This window comes from Paenisporosarcina sp. TG20, assembly GCF_000286315.1.
Classification (GTDB): Bacteria; Bacillota; Bacilli; order Bacillales_A; family Planococcaceae; genus Paenisporosarcina.
In genome coordinates, this window is the sequence record NZ_ALJG01000301.1 from 1 (window position 1) to 18567 (window position 18567).

The window sequence follows — 18567 nt, forward strand, 5'->3', positions numbered from 1 at the left end:
AAAACTGCCGAAAGTCGGGTTAGTGGGCTATATCAACCTATGGAAGGTTCTATGAAGTTCCAAGGTCAAGAAATTTTGACGATTAAACCTTATAACAGGACAGCTCTTGGAATTGCCCGTGCATTCCAAAATATTGCTCTATTTGCTCATATGTCAGTTTTAGATAATCTTAAACTAGGTAGACATGTTCACATGAAATCGGGCCTTTTTGCAGGTGGTATGTATTGGGGTGCTGCTCAAAAAGAAGAAGTTGAGCACAGACATGCAGTGGAAGAAGTGATTGAATTTCTCGAAATGCAGGATATACGTAACGTTCCTGTAGGGACATTACCATACGGACTCCAAAAACGAGTAGAGGTAGGAAGAGCACTCGCTCTTAATCCAAAAATGATTTTACTAGATGAGCCAATGGCAGGAATGAACAGTAGTGAAAAAGCAGATATGGCTCGCTATATTATTGATATGCATGAAATCAAAGGCATGACAGTTGTTTTAATAGAACACGATATGGGCGTGATTATGGACTTATCTCATCATATAGCAGTACTAGATTTCGGGAAATTAATTGGTTTTGGCACACCAGAAGAAATTCAAAATAATCCAGAAGTAATTAAAGCTTATTTAGGAGAAGAAGAAACTGTTTAAAAGGAGGCAATGAAAAATGACTGAAAAAACGTTGCCGCAACTACTGCTAAATAATGCGGAAAATAAAGGTAATGAAGTTGCAATGAGACAAAAGTACTTGGGTATTTGGAATAAAATAACATGGTCTTCCTACTTTGTAAATGTAAAACAACTTGCTTTAGGACTTGTTCAATCGTTAGATTTTAAGCAGGGAGACAAGTTGGCTATTATTGGAGAAAATAAACCGCAATGGCTTTTTGCTGAATTAGCTGCACAAAGTGTTGGAGGAATTGCAGTTGGTGTTTACCAAGAATCTACACCTTCCGAATTAGTTTATATGTTGAATCATTGCGATGCGAAAGTTGTTATCGCTGAAGACCAAGAACTAGTTGATAGATTACTAAGTATTGAAGGAGAAATACCTAACATTACTAAGATTATCTACTATAAATCTAAAGGCATGAGAAAATACAATCATCCTAAGTTAATAGATATAGCGGATGTACAAGAGTTGGGCAAAGACTTTGATGACAACAATTCTGCTGAGTTCCAAAAGCATATTGTCAAAAGTAAGGCTAACGACACAGCGATTATTGCATATACCTCTGGAACAATTGGAGAGCCAAAAGGAGTACTTTTGACACATCAAAATTTAATCTCTGTAGCGGATTATATGGTGGAAATTGAACCAGTTAAAAAAGGTGATGACTATCTTTCTTTTCTTCCTCTAGCATGGATTGGGGAACAAGTAATGAATGTGACTATGTCCATTTGTCATGGGATCACTATCAACTTTCCTGAAGAAACATCAACAGTTGAGGGTGATTTAAGGGAAATTGGTCCGCATGTGATATTTGCTCCACCTAGAATGTATGAAAATATTCTCTCTAAGTTCAAATTGCGTATTCAGGGATCTACCGGTCTTAAAAAGGTTGTTTACAATTTATTCAAACCTTACGGTGAAGAAATGGCTAAAGCAAAACTTCATAATAATCCGGTATCTTTAGGGACTAAGGTAATGTTTACGATTGGAGATTATTTAATCTTCAGTGCAATTCGAGATCACTTAGGTTTAGCAAGGGTAAAAAGTGCTTATATTGGAGGCGGTTCCATTGGAAGAGAAGTACTTGAATTTTTCCATGGAATAGGTGTTAACTTAAAGCAAACATATGGCTCTGCTGAGTTATCAGGAATTGCCTTTGCGCATCGTAATGGAGATATTAACTTGGAGAGCGTTGGTGTACCTCTTCCACATACAGAAGTTAAAATATCTGAGCAAGGTGAGATTTTAGTCAAAAGTCCAGGTCTTTTCCAAGGATATTATAAGGATGAAGCTACAACTCAACAAACTCTTAACGATGGTTGGATGCATATGGGTGATGCAGGATACATTGGTGAAGATGGTCATCTTTATGTAATTGATCGTATGGACGATGTTTTCTATTCATCAGAAGGTGAAAAGATCTCTCCAGCGTATATTGAAAATAAAATAAAACTTAGTCCTTATGTTCGTGAAGCGGTAGTTATAGGAAAAGATCGTCCAAATATCGTTGCCATGGTTAATATTGACTTGGATAACGTAGGTAGATGGGCGGAGAAAAACCAATTTGTGTACACACAATATTCTGATCTTGTTCAAATTCCGGAAGTTGTTTATCTTATTGATAAAGAACTAGATTCAATTATGAAAACATTACCTAAAAGGCTACAAGTGAAGGAAATTATTCTACTTCAAAAAGAACTAAGTACAGCTGATCAAGAATTAACAAGACTTCGGAAAGTTAGAAGAAACTTTGTTATTGAAAAGTACCAAGATACTATAGAAGATCTTTATGGATCAGGTAGTAAAGTAAACGGTGAAACAACAACAAATCAAGTTAAAGGACTGGAGGTGACCTAAACAATGACATTTTTCTTTCAAATGCTTATAACAGGGGTTGTTGTTGGTAGTATTTACGCTCTAGTTGCTCTTGGCTTTGTTCTAATTTATAAGGCAAGTGATGCCTTAAATTTTGCTAATGGAGAATTTGTTTTAATAGGATCCTATATTTGTCTTATGCTAGTGACCATTTACAAAATACCATTTGTTATTGCTTTCATACTAACCCTGGTGTTCAATGCTTTGTTAGGGATGGCGGTTGAAAGGGTTGTTCTAAGGCCATTAATAAATGCACCAGTCATATCTGTCATTATGGCGACGATTGGTTTGTCTAGTTTATTAGCAGGCGTAGTTCACATGATTTGGGGACACCAAACTAAATCATTCCCACCTATTTTCTCGTCTGAATTAATTCAGTTTTGGGGAATTATCATTTCTCCAGTTTATTTATGGTCATTCTTTATTGTCCTATTTTTACTAGGTGTGTTTACAATATTCTTCAAGAAATCAAAAATGGGACTTGCAATGCGTGCTGTTGCTGATGACCAAATGGCTGCGTTATCGATGGGGATTAGTGTTAAATCGGTATATGCAATCACATGGGGAATCGCTGCGCTAGTTGCTGCAGTAGGTGGGGTTCTATTAGGTAACATTAATGGAGTAGACGCTTCTATGGCAACAATTGGTTTAACTGTTCTCCCGGTTGTTATTTTAGGGGGACTAGATAGTATTCCAGGTGCAATTGTTGGAGGCTTCATAATTGGTATTTTGCAAAGCTTATCTGTAGGTTATCTACAGCCGATTTTAGGTGGAGGTATAAAGGAAGTAATACCATTTATCGTTGTAATAATTATCTTAATGATTAAACCATATGGTCTCTTTGGTAAGGGTGGAATTGAAAGGGTGTGAGTGAATGAAGAATCCATTTGTCATGGAATCCGGAAATTACAAAACGAGTTACACGAAAGACATGGCTTTGTACAGGAATCCCCGGGTGAAAAGAAGGATGCTAATTATAGTCATTTTACTATTTTTGATTCCCTTATTTGCTTCTAATTATGTGATTGGGTTAGCCACTTTATGTGCTATTGCTGTAATTGGAGCTATAGGTTTAAATATTTTAACTGGATTTACTGGTCAAATATCAGTAGGAGTGGGCGCGTTTTTAGCAGTAGGGGGTTATACTTCAGCCATATTTACAACAACATATGGATTGAGTTTTTGGATTTCGCTGCCACTTGCAGGATTAATTACTGCAATCATCGGTGGTTTGTTCGGAATTCCATCTCTTAGGCTGAAAGGTTTATATTTAGCCATTGCGACATTGGCAGCTCAAGTAATCATTCTATGGGTCATTGGGAACTGGGAAAGTGTAACTGGCGGTGGATCTGGGATGGTACTGGAACGCCCATCTATTGGTGGATTCTCGTTTTATGACCAAAACAGTTATTACTATCTGTGCTTGGTTGTTGCAGTTTTGACAACGATTTATGCGCTAAATTTATTTAGAACTAGGACGGGCCGTGCATTCTTAGCCGTACGTGATCGAGATGTAGCAGCACAAATTATGGGGATTAACTTATTTAGTTACAAAGTTATGTCATTCGCTATTAGCTCATTCATAGTTGGTATTGCAGGAGCGCTACTAGCTCACTACACAATGATTGTTACTGTAGAGCTTTATAGTATTCAAGTTTCTATTCAGTATTTAGCTATGATTTTAGTAGGTGGTTTAGGAAGTGTGTTTGGTGCAATATTAGGTGCTGTGTTTATTACCTTATTACCAGTAGGACTAGGTTATATGGTGGAATATCTAACAATGTTTATACCAGATGCATATTCATTACTTTCTTCATTCCGTGAATTTGTTTTTGGATTGGTACTAATTTTATTCTTAGTATTTGAACCAGGTGGCTTAGTAAACATTTGGAATAATATTAAAAACTACTTCAAATTATGGCCATTTTCTACTAAAGAATAAGTTGTTCATTAGATTGACTTCTAAAATCTCTTCATGAGATTTTTAAGTATAGATAAAACAAGGGGGTATTTATTTGTTTAAGAAAAAGTTAAGTTTCGTATTGGTTAGTCTGGTACTACTTCTTGGTATACTTGCAGCTTGTGGGGATGAGGGTGCAGAACCTACTGGTGATGGTGAAAAAGTAATTAAAATCGGTGGATTATTTGATGAAACAGGGGCTACTGGCGATGTAGGCGCACCATATGCTGAAGGAGAACGAGCGTATTTTGAGTACATTAACTCTAAAGGCGGAGTAAATGGCTATAAGGTTGATTTTATTGGTGAAGATTATGCTTACGATACAAGCCGTGCTCAACAAGTTTATCAAAGCTTAAGAGACCGACATGAAGTGGCAGCTGTTCTTGGATGGGGTACAGCAGATACAGAAGCGCTAAGAAAACAAATTATCAATGACAAAATTCCGTTTTTCTCAGCTTCGTATTCTGAAAACTTAAAAGATACAGGTAGTGAAAGTGGTTATAATTACTTGACTGCAGCAAGCTATTCAGATCAAGGTCGAGCAATTCTTGAGTGGATTGAAGAAAATCATAAAGGCGATTCACCTGCAAAAGTGGCTTTAGTTTATCATAAAGGTCATCCTTTCAGTGAATCTCCAATTCAAGATATTAAAGACTATGCAACAGAAAATCTAGCAGGCGTTGTGGAAATTACACCAGATATTTTAATTGAACTTGGTGATACAAACCCACTGACTACGCTACAAACATGGGAACAAAATAATGAAGCACCAGATTATACAATTATTAACTATACATGGGGTCAAACAAGAAACGTTGTACGTGATGCGACATCTTTAGGCTGGGATGATACTCAATTTATGGGGTTAAACTGGACTGCTGGTGAAGGTCTAATACCTGCTGGAGCAGATAACCAACAATGGGTTGATGCTTTAGATGGCTTTATTGGAGTAGTAACACATGCTTTCCCTACTGAAGACCTGCCAGGTATGGAACCAATTATTGAATATTTAGATTCAAAAGGTAAAACTGTAGAGGATATAAACCAAAAGTTCGTTCAAGGTTGGGCAACGGCAAGTATTATGGCAGAAGCGATAGGTATTGCGATCGATCAAACAGATGGTGGCGATATTAAGGGTACAGATATTAAAGCTGCAATTGAAACAATTGATAATTTCGATTTACAGGGATTAGCTGCAGATGTTTCTTTCGCTCCTGATGACCATTCGGGTACTGACAAAATCCGTTTAGGTCAACTTAAAGATGGCGAGTGGGAAATAATTACAGAGTACTTTGGTATTAGCGATAAATAATTCTTGATAGAGGGGACATTTTGTTCTAGTGTCCCTCTATATTTTTAAATTAAGGAGGTTGACATATGCTCCGTCTTAGTAATATCGAAGTTGCTTATTCGAAAATTATATTAGTTTTAAAAGGAATGTCTCTTGAAGTTCCAGAAGGTAAAATTGTTGCTCTTTTGGGTAGCAACGGAGCAGGCAAATCAACAACGTTGAAAGCTATATCCGGTTTATTAAGTAAAGAAAATGGTCAAGTTACAAGTGGTGTAATAGAGTTCCAAGGGCAAAAAATTAATGGAATTGATCCAGATCAAATTGTGAAGAGTGGAATCTTTCAGTGTATTGAAGGCAGGAGGGTTTTTAAACATTTAACTGTTGAAGAAAACCTAATGGCTGGTGCTTATACAAGAAAAGATCGAAACAAAATTCCTAGTGATTTGGAAAGAGTCTACCACTACTTTCCAAAGTTGAAGGCATTAAGAAATAAAGCATCAGGTTTACTATCTGGTGGAGAGCAGCAGATGTTAGCTATAGGCAGAGGGATTATGGCAAAACCAAAATTACTTCTACTAGATGAGCCTTCACTGGGAACTGCACCTTTACTTGTAAAAGAGATTTTCCAAAATATTAAACAAATTAATAAGGAAGAGGGAATGTCTATTCTTGTCGTTGAGCAAAACGCAAATGTAGCATTATCCATTGCTGATTATGGTTATATTATGGAAAATGGAAGAATTGCATTAGAGGGACCTGTCGATTCATTATTAGCTAATGAAGAAGTCCGCGAATTTTATCTGGGGATGAATGATAAAGGTAAAAAGAGTTTCCATGAAGGGAAATCATATAAAAAGAAAGTACGATTCGTTTAGTACGGGTTTTCTACTTTTTTAACTTTCTTAGAACTGCACTGCAAATTATAAAAAATAAAAAATCCAGTAACTGTTATAGTTGCTGGATATTTTTGTTTTTTTAAATGTAGTATTAAATAGCTTGGTCGTAAAGAAAGATTACTGGAACAATATTTTTAAAACTTTCCCTTAAACAGTATCATAAAAAGGTTGTGTTATAATACAATATAAAATATAATTACTGTTATATAACAAAAAGAGGGGCGATACTGTGATTGAACGAAATGGTTTAAAAATTGAAAGTGAATTTTATCAGTTTGTTGAAGAAGAAGCATTACCAGGTAGCGAGATTTCAAGTGAAACATTCTGGTCAGGATTTAGTCAGCTTATTGCGGAAATGGGTCCAAAAAACCGAAAACTATTAACAATTAGAAATGAACTTCAGGAAAAAATTGATCAGTGGCATAACCAAAATAATTGGTCTGAAAATCGTGGAATGTATGAGGCGTTCTTACGACAAATTGGTTACTGGGAACCTAAAAGGGATTCCTTTAAAATTTCAACCGAAAATGTAGATAATGAAATTGCCCTTCAGGCAGGACCGCAGCTAGTCGTTCCCGTCAATAACGCACGCTATGCAATTAATGCAGCAAATGCTAGGTGGGGAAGCTTGTATGATGCTCTTTACGGAACTGATGTGATTAGTGAAAAAAATGGTGCCGAGATAGGGTCTACCTACAATCCAGTTAGAGGACAAAAAGTTGTTGAGTTTGCACGTGAATTTTTAGATCAAATTGCTCCTTTAGAAAAGGGGTCACACGCTCAATCGACTGAATATCGAATTGAACAGAATCAACTAGTCATTGTTCAAGGTAGCGTGCAAACTGGTCTGCGTGAACCATCGAAATTTATTGGATTTAATGGTGACAAGGCTTCACCAACAGCAATTCTGCTAAACAACAATGGCTTGCATGTAGAGGTTCAATTAGATAGACAGCACCCAGTTGGAAAGACAGATTTAGCAGGAGTAAAAGATCTATTAATTGAATCTGCGTTAACAACCATTATGGACTGCGAGGATTCGGTAACGGCGGTCGATGCAGAAGATAAGGTATTGGTGTATCGAAATTGGCTTGGTCTTATGAATGGAACCCTTACGGCAACATTTAAAAAAGGTGAACTTGATATAACAAGGAAGTTAAATGCTGACAGAAAGTATCACGCAGTAAGTGGAAATGAACTTACTTTACGCGGCCGCTCACTATTACTCGTACGAAATGTTGGTCATTTAATGACAACGAATATGGTTTTGGACCAACAAAATCAGGAAGTTCCTGAAGGTATAATAGATACAGTGATCACCAGTTTATTAGCAAAGCATGACCTTTTAGGGAGAGGGAATCTGAACAATTCTGATAAAGGTTCTGTTTATATTGTAAAACCTAAAATGCATGGTTCACCAGAAGTTGCATTTGCCAATGAGTTGTTTAATAAGGTAGAAGATCTTTTAGGGCTTGAACGCTATACTGTAAAAATTGGTGTAATGGATGAAGAGCGAAGAACTTCTTTAAATCTTGAAAACTGTATACGTGAAGTAAAAGAACGAATTGTTTTTATCAATACAGGTTTTTTGGATCGTACAGGAGATGAAATCCATACCTCAATGCAGGCTGGACCAGTTATACGTAAGAATGAGATGAAAAATTCCATTTGGCTACAATCATATGAAAAGTCGAATGTAGATACAGGTTTAACCTGCGGATTGCAAGGACGTGCCCAAATAGGTAAAGGGATGTGGGCAATGCCGGATCGTATGAAAGATATGTTGGACCAGAAAATCGGTCATTTACAAGCAGGAGGAAATACAGCCTGGGTACCATCTCCAACGGCAGCTACTTTGCACGCTTTACACTACCATCAGTTGCTTGTTACGAGTGTTCAAGAAAGACTGAAACACGAAATTCAAGACAGAACTGATGACATTTTAACGTTGCCATTAGCTACAGACAGATGGTCAACTAGTGATATTCAACAAGAACTCGACAACAATGCGCAAGGGCTTCTTGGTTACGTGGTTCGTTGGGTTGAACATGGCATCGACTGTTCAAAAGTTCCTGATATTCATAATGTTGGGTTAATGGAAGATCGAGCAACACTTCGGATTTCAAGTCAACATATGACGAATTGGCTTCATCATGGCATCTGTACAGAAGAGCAAATAATGGAAACGTTAAAGCGAATGGCCAAAGTTGTTGATGACCAAAACAGTGCTGATCCACTATATCAACCCATGTCAACTGATTTTGATCGTTCTATTGCATTCCAAGCAGCTAGAGAGCTTGTTTTTGAAGGGGAAAGTCAGCCAAGTGGCTACACTGAGCCTATTTTACATCGTCGACGTCAAGAATTTAAGGCAAGTAGATATGCTACAAAAGGGTAATTAATAATAACCATAAATAAATAAAAATTTAATAAAAAGTATGCAACTGTTATAAAACAGTTGCATATAATTAATTACTGTTATATATTAGAATTATAAAAAATAAATGGAGGTATTTAAATGACATTACAACAATCTGAAACGCCAGGAAGAGAAATGATTGAGAGATGGATCAATCAAAATGTTGAGGTAGGAAAGTCTAGTGAAGAGCTTGAAAAAACACTTTTTGTTTATGGGAATGAAGCACACAGCTTATCTAAAACATCAACAGGAGAGTGGGTTATAGAACCACAAGCAGTTTCTCAAGTAGTAGTCTTTAGAAAAGAAGAACAAGTGGAACAAATTAATATGTGCCGAGCTTGCGGATTGGATTACTCAAGTTTTAAAGAAGCGATTCAATGTTGTGCATATCTTGAATAAATTTTTTTAACTCGTCTGTTATATAACAAACAATATATTTGATGTATGTGTTATAACAAAATTATAAAAAGGGAGAGAATAAAATGACAAATCGAAAATTGCAAGCTGAACAATTAACGGAAAGTTGGAATCAAGATCGCTGGAATGGAGTAGAACGTCCATACACAGCTGAAGAAGTAGTGAAGTTAAGGGGATCAGTCGTAGTTGAACAAACACTTGCAACTTTAGGGGCTAATCGTTTATGGGATCTTGTTAACACAGAAGACTATGTAAATGCACTTGGAGCACTGACAGGAAATCAAGCAATGCAACAAGTTAAAGCAGGGTTAAAAGCAATTTACTTAAGTGGATGGCAAGTTGCCGCAGATGCCAATCTATCAGGTCACATGTATCCAGACCAAAGCTTATATCCTAGTAATAGCGTACCCCAGGTAGTAAAAAGAATTAACCAAACGTTACAACGTGCTGATCAAATTCAGCAAGCAGAAGGAAAAGGAGATACTTATTGGTACGCTCCAATTGTTGCAGATATGGAAGCCGGTTTTGGTGGAACGCTTAACGTATTTGAATTAACTAAATCGATGATTGAAGCAGGCGCTGGTGGTGTTCATTTAGAAGATCAGTTATCATCTGAAAAGAAATGTGGTCACTTAGGCGGGAAGGTATTACTTCCTACTCAAACAGCAGTACGCAACTTGATTGCAGCACGTTTAGCTGCTGACGTAATGGGTGTACCAACAATCATCATTGCTCGTACAGATGCAAATGCAGCAAATCTAATAACAAGTGATGTTGATCCGTATGACCGCCAATTTATTACAGGAGAACGCACGCCAGAAGGATTCTATCATACAAATGATGGTATTGATCAAGCGATCTCTCGTGGCCTTGCTTATGCTCCATATGCAGATCTTATCTGGTGTGAAACATCTGAGCCAAGTATTGAAGAAGCACAAAAGTTTGCTGATGCGATTCACGCAAAATTCCCTGGCAAGCTTCTAGCATACAATTGCTCACCATCGTTTAATTGGAAAAAGAAACTAGACCAAGAAACGATTGCAAGTTTCCAACAACAGCTAGGTAAAATGGGATACAAATTCCAATTCGTTACACTAGCAGGATTCCATGTTCTTAACTACGGAATGTTCGATCTTGCTAAACGCTATAAAGAGTCAGGAATGGCAGCATATTCAGAGTTACAAGAAGCAGAGTTCGCTGCTGAAGAAAGTGGCTATACAGCAACTCGACATCAACGTGAAGTAGGAACAGGTTACTTTGACGAGGTGTCACTTGTTATTTCAGGTGGAACATCATCTACTACTGCTTTAAAAGGTTCGACTGAAGCCGAGCAGTTTCAAAAAGAAAAATTAGAAGTTTAATAGTAATAGAGTTGAAATGATATTGTGTATTAGCCTTTTCTTGAGAATACTTCGAGAAAGGGCTAATTTTTTGATGTTTTACTGTTCCGTTCGACCAAAGCTTTCATGGCTAATGAAGATATACTTATTTGAGTGACAATTTTTAATAGATTTTAGAGTTTTCCGTGAGAAGTGAAGAAAATAGCGTTATTTTTTCAACTGATTTACTAAATACATAGAGTATTATCAACGAATATTTAGGTGAGCGTTTGCTCAGTTGGAAAATTTGGTGTCCAAGTTGGAATTTTTGGCTTCCAAGTTGGAAAAATACGAGTCCAAGTTGGAAAAATCACACTCTAAGTTGGAATAGATAAAATATGGAAATGCTTTCGGTGCTTTTTCAGAAGACTATAAGTAGGATAGCGTTCCCAATTCTTGTGATATAAACAAACATGATTGAAGTGATTTGCCTTTGTTGTCCATTAAAATGATTGTGTTTGACTTACACTAAATATCAAAAAAGCTAAACGCATTATCTGGTGAAAAATTCATTCTCCCTCTAGCATTTTGAAACTAAATCGAATAGTATCATATCTAATAATCTATTTTGAAAAGGCATATTTGCTTGGAGGAGGAGACATATGAAGAGGGATATAGATGCACAACTACAGCAATATAAGGCACAACGAATAAATCGAGGTTGTTTATTAATTCGTTGTCTTGATCAGCCAGGTATCATTGCGGCTACTTCACGCTTTTTATTTCAATACAATGCAAATATTATTGAGTCTAGCCAGTATTCAACAAATCACGAAAGAGGTAACTTTTTTATACGCATCGAATTTGATTGTCCATCCCTCCCAGATCAAAAGGAAGAAATGAAAACTAGATTCTTATCAATAGCAGAGAATTTCTCAATGGAGTGGAAAATGACGTTTCCGTCAGAAGTGAAACGTATGGCTATTTTTGTCTCAAAGGATCTCCACTGTATTCGAGAGCTTCTCTTTGAATGGCAAAGTGGTGATCTAATGACTGAAATCGTTTTAGTTATTAGTAATCATGAGGATGCTAGAGAGTTGGTAGAGAGCTTTGACATTCCTTTCGTTTATATCCCAACTGGTCTAGATAATCGCGAAGACGTAGAAAGTAAGCAATTGAAATTACTAGAAGATTATGCAGTAGAATTGATTGTGTTAGCTCGCTATATGCAAATATTAACTCCAACATTTGTAGAAGCTAACCCAAATCGAATCATTAATATTCATCATTCCTTCTTACCTGCCTTTGTTGGCGCACGTCCGTATAATCGTGCGTACCAAAGAGGGGTTAAGTTAATAGGAGCCACTTCTCATTACGTCACGAATGATTTAGATGAGGGTCCAATCATTGAACAGGATACGATGCGTGTTGATCATAGAGATAATATCGAAGGGATGAAAAAAATTGGTCGTTCTATTGAGCGTAGCGTACTAGCACGATCTGTTAAATGGCATCTGGAGGATCGAATAATTGTTGATGGCAATAAAACAATTGTGTTCTAAAAATTGTATGAAAAAAGGTTGATTCATAAAGAATCAACCTTTTTTCTACTACTCTTCTTTTTTCTTCTTAATAGCTTTTTGTAATCGTTCGAACCTCCGTACATCAGCTTTCCTAATCGGAATTGGCTCTTTCTTTAGCAGCTTGCTAATCGAAATAATTAGTAGAAGCAGCAATACTGTAAATGGCAAAGCTGAAATTAGCGAAGCAGTCTGGAGTGCACGAAGTCCACCTGCAAATAACAGTACACCTGCAATTGCTGACATTAAGAAGCCCCAAACTAGTTTAGCGAATAATGGTGGGACATGGCTACCGTTAGTTGTCATACTAGCCAAGATGTATGTTGCTGAATCGGCAGATGTGACAAGGAACGTGAAAATTAAAATAATCGATAATACCGATAAAATCGTCGTTAACGGCAACTGTAAAAACGTTTCGAAGAGAGCTGATGTCAAATCAACGTTGACAGCTTCCGCGATTTTAGTCTGTTTATTCAAATCAAACCACAGAGCTGTACCGCCGAACACTGCAATCCAAAGGCAAGCAATAGCCGGTGGAATGACCATGACACCAATGATAAATTCTCGAATTGTACGTCCTCTAGAAACGCGGGCTACGAATGCACCGACAAATGGAGACCATGCAATTGCCCACGCCCAGTAGAAAATTGTCCAGTCCCTAACCCATGTTCCTTGTTGATAAGGTTGTAGTCTAAGGCTGTATTGTATGAAATTGGTGAAATAATCGCCAATTGCTAGCGTGAATGTTTCAAGAATAAATACTGTAGGGCCAGCAATAAAAACAAACGCCATTAATATAAGTGCAACTATTAGATTGAGATTACTGAGATAGCGAATTCCTTTGTCTAATCCAGTAGAAGATGAAGCCATATAGGCAATAAATATTATGAGTATGATGATAAGTTGGATGAAAAACGATGTTCCCGTATTAAAAACGGCATCCAATCCACCATTAATTTGCAAAATCCCAAGTCCTAATGAGGTTGCGATTCCCATAACAGTTGCTACTACGGCAAATGTATCGATAGTCGCTTTGACTGAACGGTTTGTTCCTGTTACAGGTTCTAACGCTGTGGACACAAGACCATTCTGCTTTTTGCGATATTGCATAAATCCCATGACTAAGCCAACGATTGCAAAAACCGACCATTGACTAACTCCCCAATGGAAGAAAGAATAACCCATTGCGACCCGAGCAGCTTGTTGAGTCTGAGCTTCCACTTCAGGAATTGGTGATGTGAAAAAATGACTCATTGGTTCTGCAATACCCCAAAACACGAGTCCTACCCCAAAACCAGCAGAGAAAAGCATGGCAATCCATGTAAAGAACGAAAACTCCGGTCGTTCCTCATCGCCTCCAAGTCTAATCGTTCCATATTTGCTAATAGCTAAGCAAATTAAAAAAACAATAATAATGAAGACTGCCAATAAAAAGAACCAACCAAAATTGACCGTTGTAAAAGTAAATAGTGAGTCTGCAACTGCCCCAAACTTTTTAGGAATTGCTGCACCCAAAATTACTAGTATTAAGATTACAACCGCTGAAATTGTAAATACTGGATTTTTCCAAATATCCTTATTCAGCAAAATCCCCTCCTTTTTAAAACATTTTTCTATTATACATAAGGTTTATGAGCATGTACATTATATTGGGTTATCCTAAATGATACCATTTCTGATATACGTTGCTTAAAATGACCTCTCTACTTTTAAGCATGTGTCTTTAAGAAGAATTACAATCTACCTTCAAAAAATATAGATACCCTTAAAAAAGACCAGTATTTTAAATATAAAAAGCTGCCTTTACGGATGGCAGCTTTCAGTATGTATACTTAATCAACCATTAAAAATTAGGTAAAAGGCTATAAAGTATCCAATAATGATTAAAAGAGAAGGGATCATGTAAGAAAGTGTGGACTTGACTTTATTGCGCATTAAAGAAAGAGTGATTAATACGGATAGTCCAGTCACTGTCATTGCCGTAATTTCATGTAATGGAGCAACGACTGCGAAAATAGGATTTCTCGTATATATGATGTCGGTCCCCACTAGTATTAACAAGTTAAAAATATTACTTCCAAGGATTGAACCGATAGCAAGATTAACATTTCTGAGTCTTAATGCAATTAATACGGCAACTGCTTCGGGTAATGAGGTTGTAGCTGCCATGAGAAAACTGCCAATGAAAGTTGAACCAATTCCTGTGATATCTGCAATAGTATCTCCTGAAACCGATAACAAAGTTCCTGTTATCATAATAATAATCGCTGCTATAAAAAAGGTGAAAAGGGCTCGCAGTAGTGATGGTGTAGACTTGGAATTCTCTTTCACTTTCTCTCCGAAATCAAGAGCCATAACTTGATTGTCAGTTAATTCAGTCGTAACTCTGCTTATCACAAACATACCTGCACCATAAATAAACACAATTAACAGTGAATCAGCACCAATCCAAAGAACCGTATACTCTGACTTTTGTAACAAAGCCACAAGAGTCATGGCGGATAGAGTTAGACCAAGTCCTGCTGTATACATGTGTCCAGGACTCGCTAGTTCAAACAATCGTTTTTTTCTATAATAAAGATCAAAGCAAGCAATAATAAATATGTTAAACATGTTCGAACCTAATAAATTTCCTACTGCAATATCTGGATTATTAATTACAATTGAAGAAATGCTCGTCGTAAACTCTGGTAATGAAGTAGCTCCTCCTAGCAACAATGTTCCAACCAAAAAGCCACCAAGAGAAGTTTTTTTACTTAAAATATCAGCACTATTGGACAATTCAATTGCTGCTAAAACCGTAATAATTGCTGCTAATCCAAAAATTATAAAGACCATTTCCTACCCCCTTTTGCAACACGGGAAATCCTCCGAAAATAACCACGTATCTTATAATTTTATTAAGGAGTAGTCTATTTCATTACAATTAAAAGCAAAAACTTTAAAAAGGAAATTTATTTCTTGTAATGGTTATGCAAGAGTTCTAATGCTGTGCCTTGTTTAACAAATATAATCGTTGGATAAACTTCCAACAATTAAACTATAATATATGTTCATGTTTATAGGGATTATTAATTTCTTCAAACAAATAGGGGTGTGAGAAAAGTAGATGCCAGTATTAGATTTGGACGGAATCGATTTATATTACAACGTTAAGGGAAGTGGAGTCCCAACCACCGTTATTAACTTCTATTAATTTTGAGTACCAACTAAATGAACTATCTCGTGATTATCAAGTTATCACTTTTGATATTAGAGGCCATGGAAGGAGTGGGTATTCAAATAGCCCTATTACCTATTCTTTGATTGCTAAAGATATCGTGAAATTATTGGACACTTTGGAAGTTGATAAAGCACTCATATGTGGATATTCTACTGGAGGAACCATTGTCATGGAATTTTTGCTAACTTATGCTAACCGAGCATTAGGTGGGGTTTCGATAAGTGGAATGTCTGAAGTGAGAGACAAATATCTAATGAGAAAAATTAATGTAGCAAGATCCATATCGAATAAAGGAGCAATTTCATTTCTTTCTCTATGTGTTTCAAGCGGCAATGCTAATAATCTTCATATGTGTAAAAACCTAACCAGAGAGGCTAAAAAAGACGATGCCAGAAACATCGAGCAGTATTACAAAAATAGTATGTACTATAATTGTACAGCCCAGCTTGTGAATATCAGGCTGCCTGTATTACTGGTTTATGGAGCAAAGGATAATCTCTTCCATCCATATGCAAAGATATTACAAAGAAATCTTGCATTTAATCATTTGAAGTTTATTAAAAATGTGGGTCATCAGATACCAACAAAAGCTCCTAAAGAGTTGAATGAAATGATAAGTCAGTTTATAAATACGAATAACATGCAAGTTAGTGGAGTGTAATTATTTTTTCTTGTTGATTAATAGAAAGTGGTTCAAGTTTAATTTTAATAAGAAAGCAGCCGAAGATGCAATTTCGGCTGCTCATTTCACTTACTAAAGAGAGTTTTGTATTCATACATTCGTGATGACTTCATTGTTAACATCAATGAAATATTGACTAAAAAACTCCAATTGATTTTTACTGTTGATGTCTTGTGAAAATAATGGGATATAGATTAGTTGTTGTCGTGAAAATGTTGCCTCAATCAATTGAGTATACTTCTTTTCATGTTTTTTTCGTTCTAGAAAAAAAGCTCCATCTATTTCATCTGGCAAAACTTTATTGATAATCAAGGTATTGATATGAATATGATATTTTTGTAGTAATTCAATTGCTTTTTCCGTTTCTAAGATTGGAAGCCGCTCTGGATTCAACACAAAGATAAAACCCGTCTCTTTTTCATTGAGTAGAATGTCCCTTGCTTTAGAGAATCGATCTTGTCTAGTTTTTAACACTTCATAAATAGGATCTTCAACTGGCTCACCATCGTTTAATAGTGCAGCATAATTTTCGTTAGTTTTCTTGCGTTTTTCTAGCAAACCATTAATCCATACCCCCATTAATTCTGGCAATGTAAGAAGGCGAATGGTATGGCCTGTAGGGGCGGTATCAAAAACCAACTTATCAAAGTTGGTTCTTTCTTCCAATATAATTGATATCAGCTTATCAAATAATGCGGCTTCATCAGCTCCAGGAGAAGCTTTAGCCGTATCTAGTTGACGATGAACTTCTTCCATCATACTAGAATGCACAATTCCCTTGATATTCTCTTTAACCCCTTTAATATAAGAAGCTGTTTCAATTTCTGGATCAATTTCAAGTGCATATAGGTTTCTAGCTATTTCAACGGTTTTTCCGCCAATTTTCCGGTTGAAAATATCACCAACATTATGTGCTGGATCAGTTGAGACTAAAAGCGTTCGGTTTCCTTGCCTGGCTGATTTCCATGCAATAGCAGCTGCCGAAGTTGATTTCCCAACACCACCTTTGCCACCTACGAAAATAATACTTTTATTTAAAACTTCCATAGCCATTCTCCTTTATATAAGCTCGTCCTAACAACAACGAATACCAGTCATGGGTGATTTCTCCATTCCCATTCTTAAGTGCCAATCATGAAACTTCTCAATCATGTAGGGGTAAAGCTCAAGCGTATAGTAATAAACGGGATTAGGAATACCAATCATCTCTGAATAGAGTAATAGAAGAAATAAATCATCTTCATCTCGTAATTCCCGTGCAATTTCCTGGCGATGGGGCATGCTCAATACTTCTTCATAAAAACAAATTAGTTTTTTTATTTTATCAAGTATCATTGTTATCACCTTTTCTAAATTATATATATTTTCATAGAGATGTTTAATGTTTAAAATAGCTAAGTTCTAATGGCGATGCCTCGTGTTGAGGCGTTTTTAGCCTTTGTTCCATTGTGCGCTCCACTGCGGGTTCTCACCTGTCCCGCTAAAAGCATGAGCTGAAGTCCCCGCAGGAACGCAGTGAGGTCACTGAAAAAGTTCCTACAATTCAATAAATCGAGATTAATCTCAATTTTTTATTTGGAGAAAGGCTTCTTTTTATTTATACAGTAGAAGTCTTCTGCGACCTATTTTCCATATTTTATCTATTCCAACTTGGAACGTGATTTTTCCAACTTGGAGTCTCAAAATTCCAACTTGGCTGTCCATTTTTCCAACTTGGATGCCAAATTTTCCAACTGAGCATCTGCTCAATAAGATTTCCAGTATAAAAGCACCGAATATTATCAATTGACTGGCAAGATAATGTATTGTCTTCATTTTTTGTTGGAATTTCTTAAAAACATTTAAAAAGACACCTATAATTGTCTTTATAATTTACAAACGACCTAGAAGTCCGAGACGATACAGTGTGTAACTATAAAAACTGTACTGTATTAGATGTATCCACATGGTTATGCAGAACCAGCGTAGGCACGTTTCAAGTGGTAGCCGAACCGCTGAAGAGGGTATTATAGGGAATACTCAATCCTGTCTTATACTGGTAGACTTTTTCAGTGGGCTCAACGCGTCCGTATGTTTCTGCATCGCTAGGCTAGCTTCGAAACATGAAAGTGCGTTGTAACGAAAATCATACCGAAAACCAAAGTTGATACTGACTGTGACTCTCTTAAAGGACCGGGCGTACTTTGCCCGGTTTTTCTTAAAACATAAGAAAGTTTATAACTATAAAGAGTCAAGAAC

14 protein-coding genes and 1 pseudogene are annotated in these 18567 nt (G+C 36.6%); 11 read left to right on the plus strand and 4 right to left on the minus strand.

Features of this window, described 5'->3' with window-relative positions:
- The 10 genes from B371_RS0110730 to purU form a co-directional block, all read left to right on the plus strand.
- A partial coding sequence (locus tag B371_RS0110730) for an ABC transporter ATP-binding protein (protein ID WP_019414318.1) occupies positions 1-645 on the plus strand: 645 nt, incomplete at its 5' end.
- 16 nt (positions 646-661) lie between these two features.
- On the plus strand, positions 662-2524 hold the full coding sequence (locus B371_RS21695) for an AMP-binding protein (RefSeq protein ID WP_019414319.1): 1863 nt from the start codon (positions 662-664) through the stop codon (positions 2522-2524).
- 3 nt (positions 2525-2527) lie between these two features.
- Positions 2528-3412, plus strand: a complete 885-nt coding sequence (locus B371_RS0110740; RefSeq protein ID WP_019414320.1) for a branched-chain amino acid ABC transporter permease — start codon at positions 2528-2530, stop codon at positions 3410-3412.
- Positions 3413-3416: 4 nt separating this feature from the next.
- A complete protein-coding gene (locus B371_RS0110745; protein WP_026023030.1) occupies positions 3417-4484 on the plus strand; it encodes a branched-chain amino acid ABC transporter permease in 1068 nt (355 codons plus the stop codon).
- Between the two features lie 73 nt (positions 4485-4557).
- Positions 4558-5814, plus strand: a complete 1257-nt coding sequence (locus B371_RS0110750) for an ABC transporter substrate-binding protein (protein ID WP_019414322.1) — start codon at positions 4558-4560, stop codon at positions 5812-5814.
- 65 nt (positions 5815-5879) lie between these two features.
- Positions 5880-6668, plus strand: coding sequence for an ABC transporter ATP-binding protein (locus B371_RS0110755; RefSeq protein ID WP_019414323.1), 789 nt, complete (start codon positions 5880-5882; stop codon positions 6666-6668).
- Between the two features lie 250 nt (positions 6669-6918).
- Entirely contained in the window at positions 6919-9087 is a 2169-nt protein-coding gene (locus tag B371_RS0110760) for a malate synthase G (protein ID WP_019414324.1), read from the plus strand.
- 120 nt (positions 9088-9207) lie between these two features.
- Positions 9208-9507 carry a hypothetical protein gene (locus B371_RS0110765; protein ID WP_019414325.1) on the plus strand — a complete coding sequence of 100 codons (300 nt, stop codon included), beginning with the start codon at positions 9208-9210 and terminating at the stop codon, positions 9505-9507.
- 83 nt (positions 9508-9590) lie between these two features.
- Complete coding sequence (gene aceA / locus B371_RS0110770) at positions 9591-10886, plus strand: isocitrate lyase (RefSeq protein WP_019414326.1); 1296 nt, start codon at positions 9591-9593, stop codon at positions 10884-10886.
- 620 nt (positions 10887-11506) lie between these two features.
- Positions 11507-12406: a formyltetrahydrofolate deformylase gene (gene purU / locus B371_RS0110775; RefSeq protein WP_019414327.1), complete on the plus strand. Its 900-nt coding sequence runs from the start codon at positions 11507-11509 to the stop codon at positions 12404-12406.
- Positions 12407-12454: 48 nt separating this feature from the next.
- On the opposite strand, the gene B371_RS0110780 is transcribed toward purU, so the two are convergent.
- Both B371_RS0110780 and B371_RS0110785 read right to left on the minus strand, forming a co-directional pair.
- Positions 12455-14008 (minus strand): BCCT family transporter, encoded by a 1554-nt coding sequence (locus tag B371_RS0110780; protein WP_026023031.1) that lies wholly within the window; start codon positions 14006-14008, stop codon positions 12455-12457.
- Positions 14009-14260: 252 nt separating this feature from the next.
- Complete coding sequence (locus tag B371_RS0110785) at positions 14261-15262, minus strand: sodium:calcium antiporter (protein ID WP_019414329.1); 1002 nt, start codon at positions 15260-15262, stop codon at positions 14261-14263.
- Between the two features lie 271 nt (positions 15263-15533).
- Between B371_RS0110785 and B371_RS21700 the strand changes: the two are divergent.
- A pseudogene (locus B371_RS21700) lies at positions 15534-16308 on the plus strand (alpha/beta fold hydrolase).
- 111 nt (positions 16309-16419) lie between these two features.
- On the opposite strand, the gene B371_RS0110795 reads toward B371_RS21700, so the two are convergent.
- Both B371_RS0110795 and B371_RS0110800 read right to left on the minus strand, forming a co-directional pair.
- Entirely contained in the window at positions 16420-17376 is a 957-nt protein-coding gene (locus tag B371_RS0110795) for an ArsA family ATPase (protein WP_019414331.1), read from the minus strand.
- Positions 17377-17403: 27 nt separating this feature from the next.
- Complete coding sequence (locus B371_RS0110800; RefSeq protein ID WP_019414332.1) at positions 17404-17664, minus strand: cory-CC-star protein; 261 nt, start codon at positions 17662-17664, stop codon at positions 17404-17406.
- Between the last annotated feature and the right edge of the window lie 903 nt (positions 17665-18567).

Coding starts and splice junctions, on each gene's coding strand:
- aceA (WP_019414326.1), top strand. CDS start 9,591: ATGACAAATCGAAAATTGCAAGCTGAACAATTAACGGAAAGTTGGAAT.
- B371_RS0110740 (WP_019414320.1), top strand. CDS start 2,528: ATGACATTTTTCTTTCAAATGCTTATAACAGGGGTTGTTGTTGGTAGT.
- B371_RS0110795 (WP_019414331.1), bottom strand. CDS start 17,376: ATGGAAGTTTTAAATAAAAGTATTATTTTCGTAGGTGGCAAAGGTGGT.
- B371_RS0110785 (WP_019414329.1), bottom strand. CDS start 15,262: ATGGTCTTTATAATTTTTGGATTAGCAGCAATTATTACGGTTTTAGCA.
- B371_RS0110765 (WP_019414325.1), top strand. CDS start 9,208: ATGACATTACAACAATCTGAAACGCCAGGAAGAGAAATGATTGAGAGA.
- B371_RS0110755 (WP_019414323.1), top strand. CDS start 5,880: ATGCTCCGTCTTAGTAATATCGAAGTTGCTTATTCGAAAATTATATTA.
- B371_RS0110800 (WP_019414332.1), bottom strand. CDS start 17,664: ATGATACTTGATAAAATAAAAAAACTAATTTGTTTTTATGAAGAAGTA.
- B371_RS21695 (WP_019414319.1), top strand. CDS start 662: ATGACTGAAAAAACGTTGCCGCAACTACTGCTAAATAATGCGGAAAAT.
- B371_RS0110745 (WP_026023030.1), top strand. CDS start 3,417: ATGAAGAATCCATTTGTCATGGAATCCGGAAATTACAAAACGAGTTAC.
- purU (WP_019414327.1), top strand. CDS start 11,507: ATGAAGAGGGATATAGATGCACAACTACAGCAATATAAGGCACAACGA.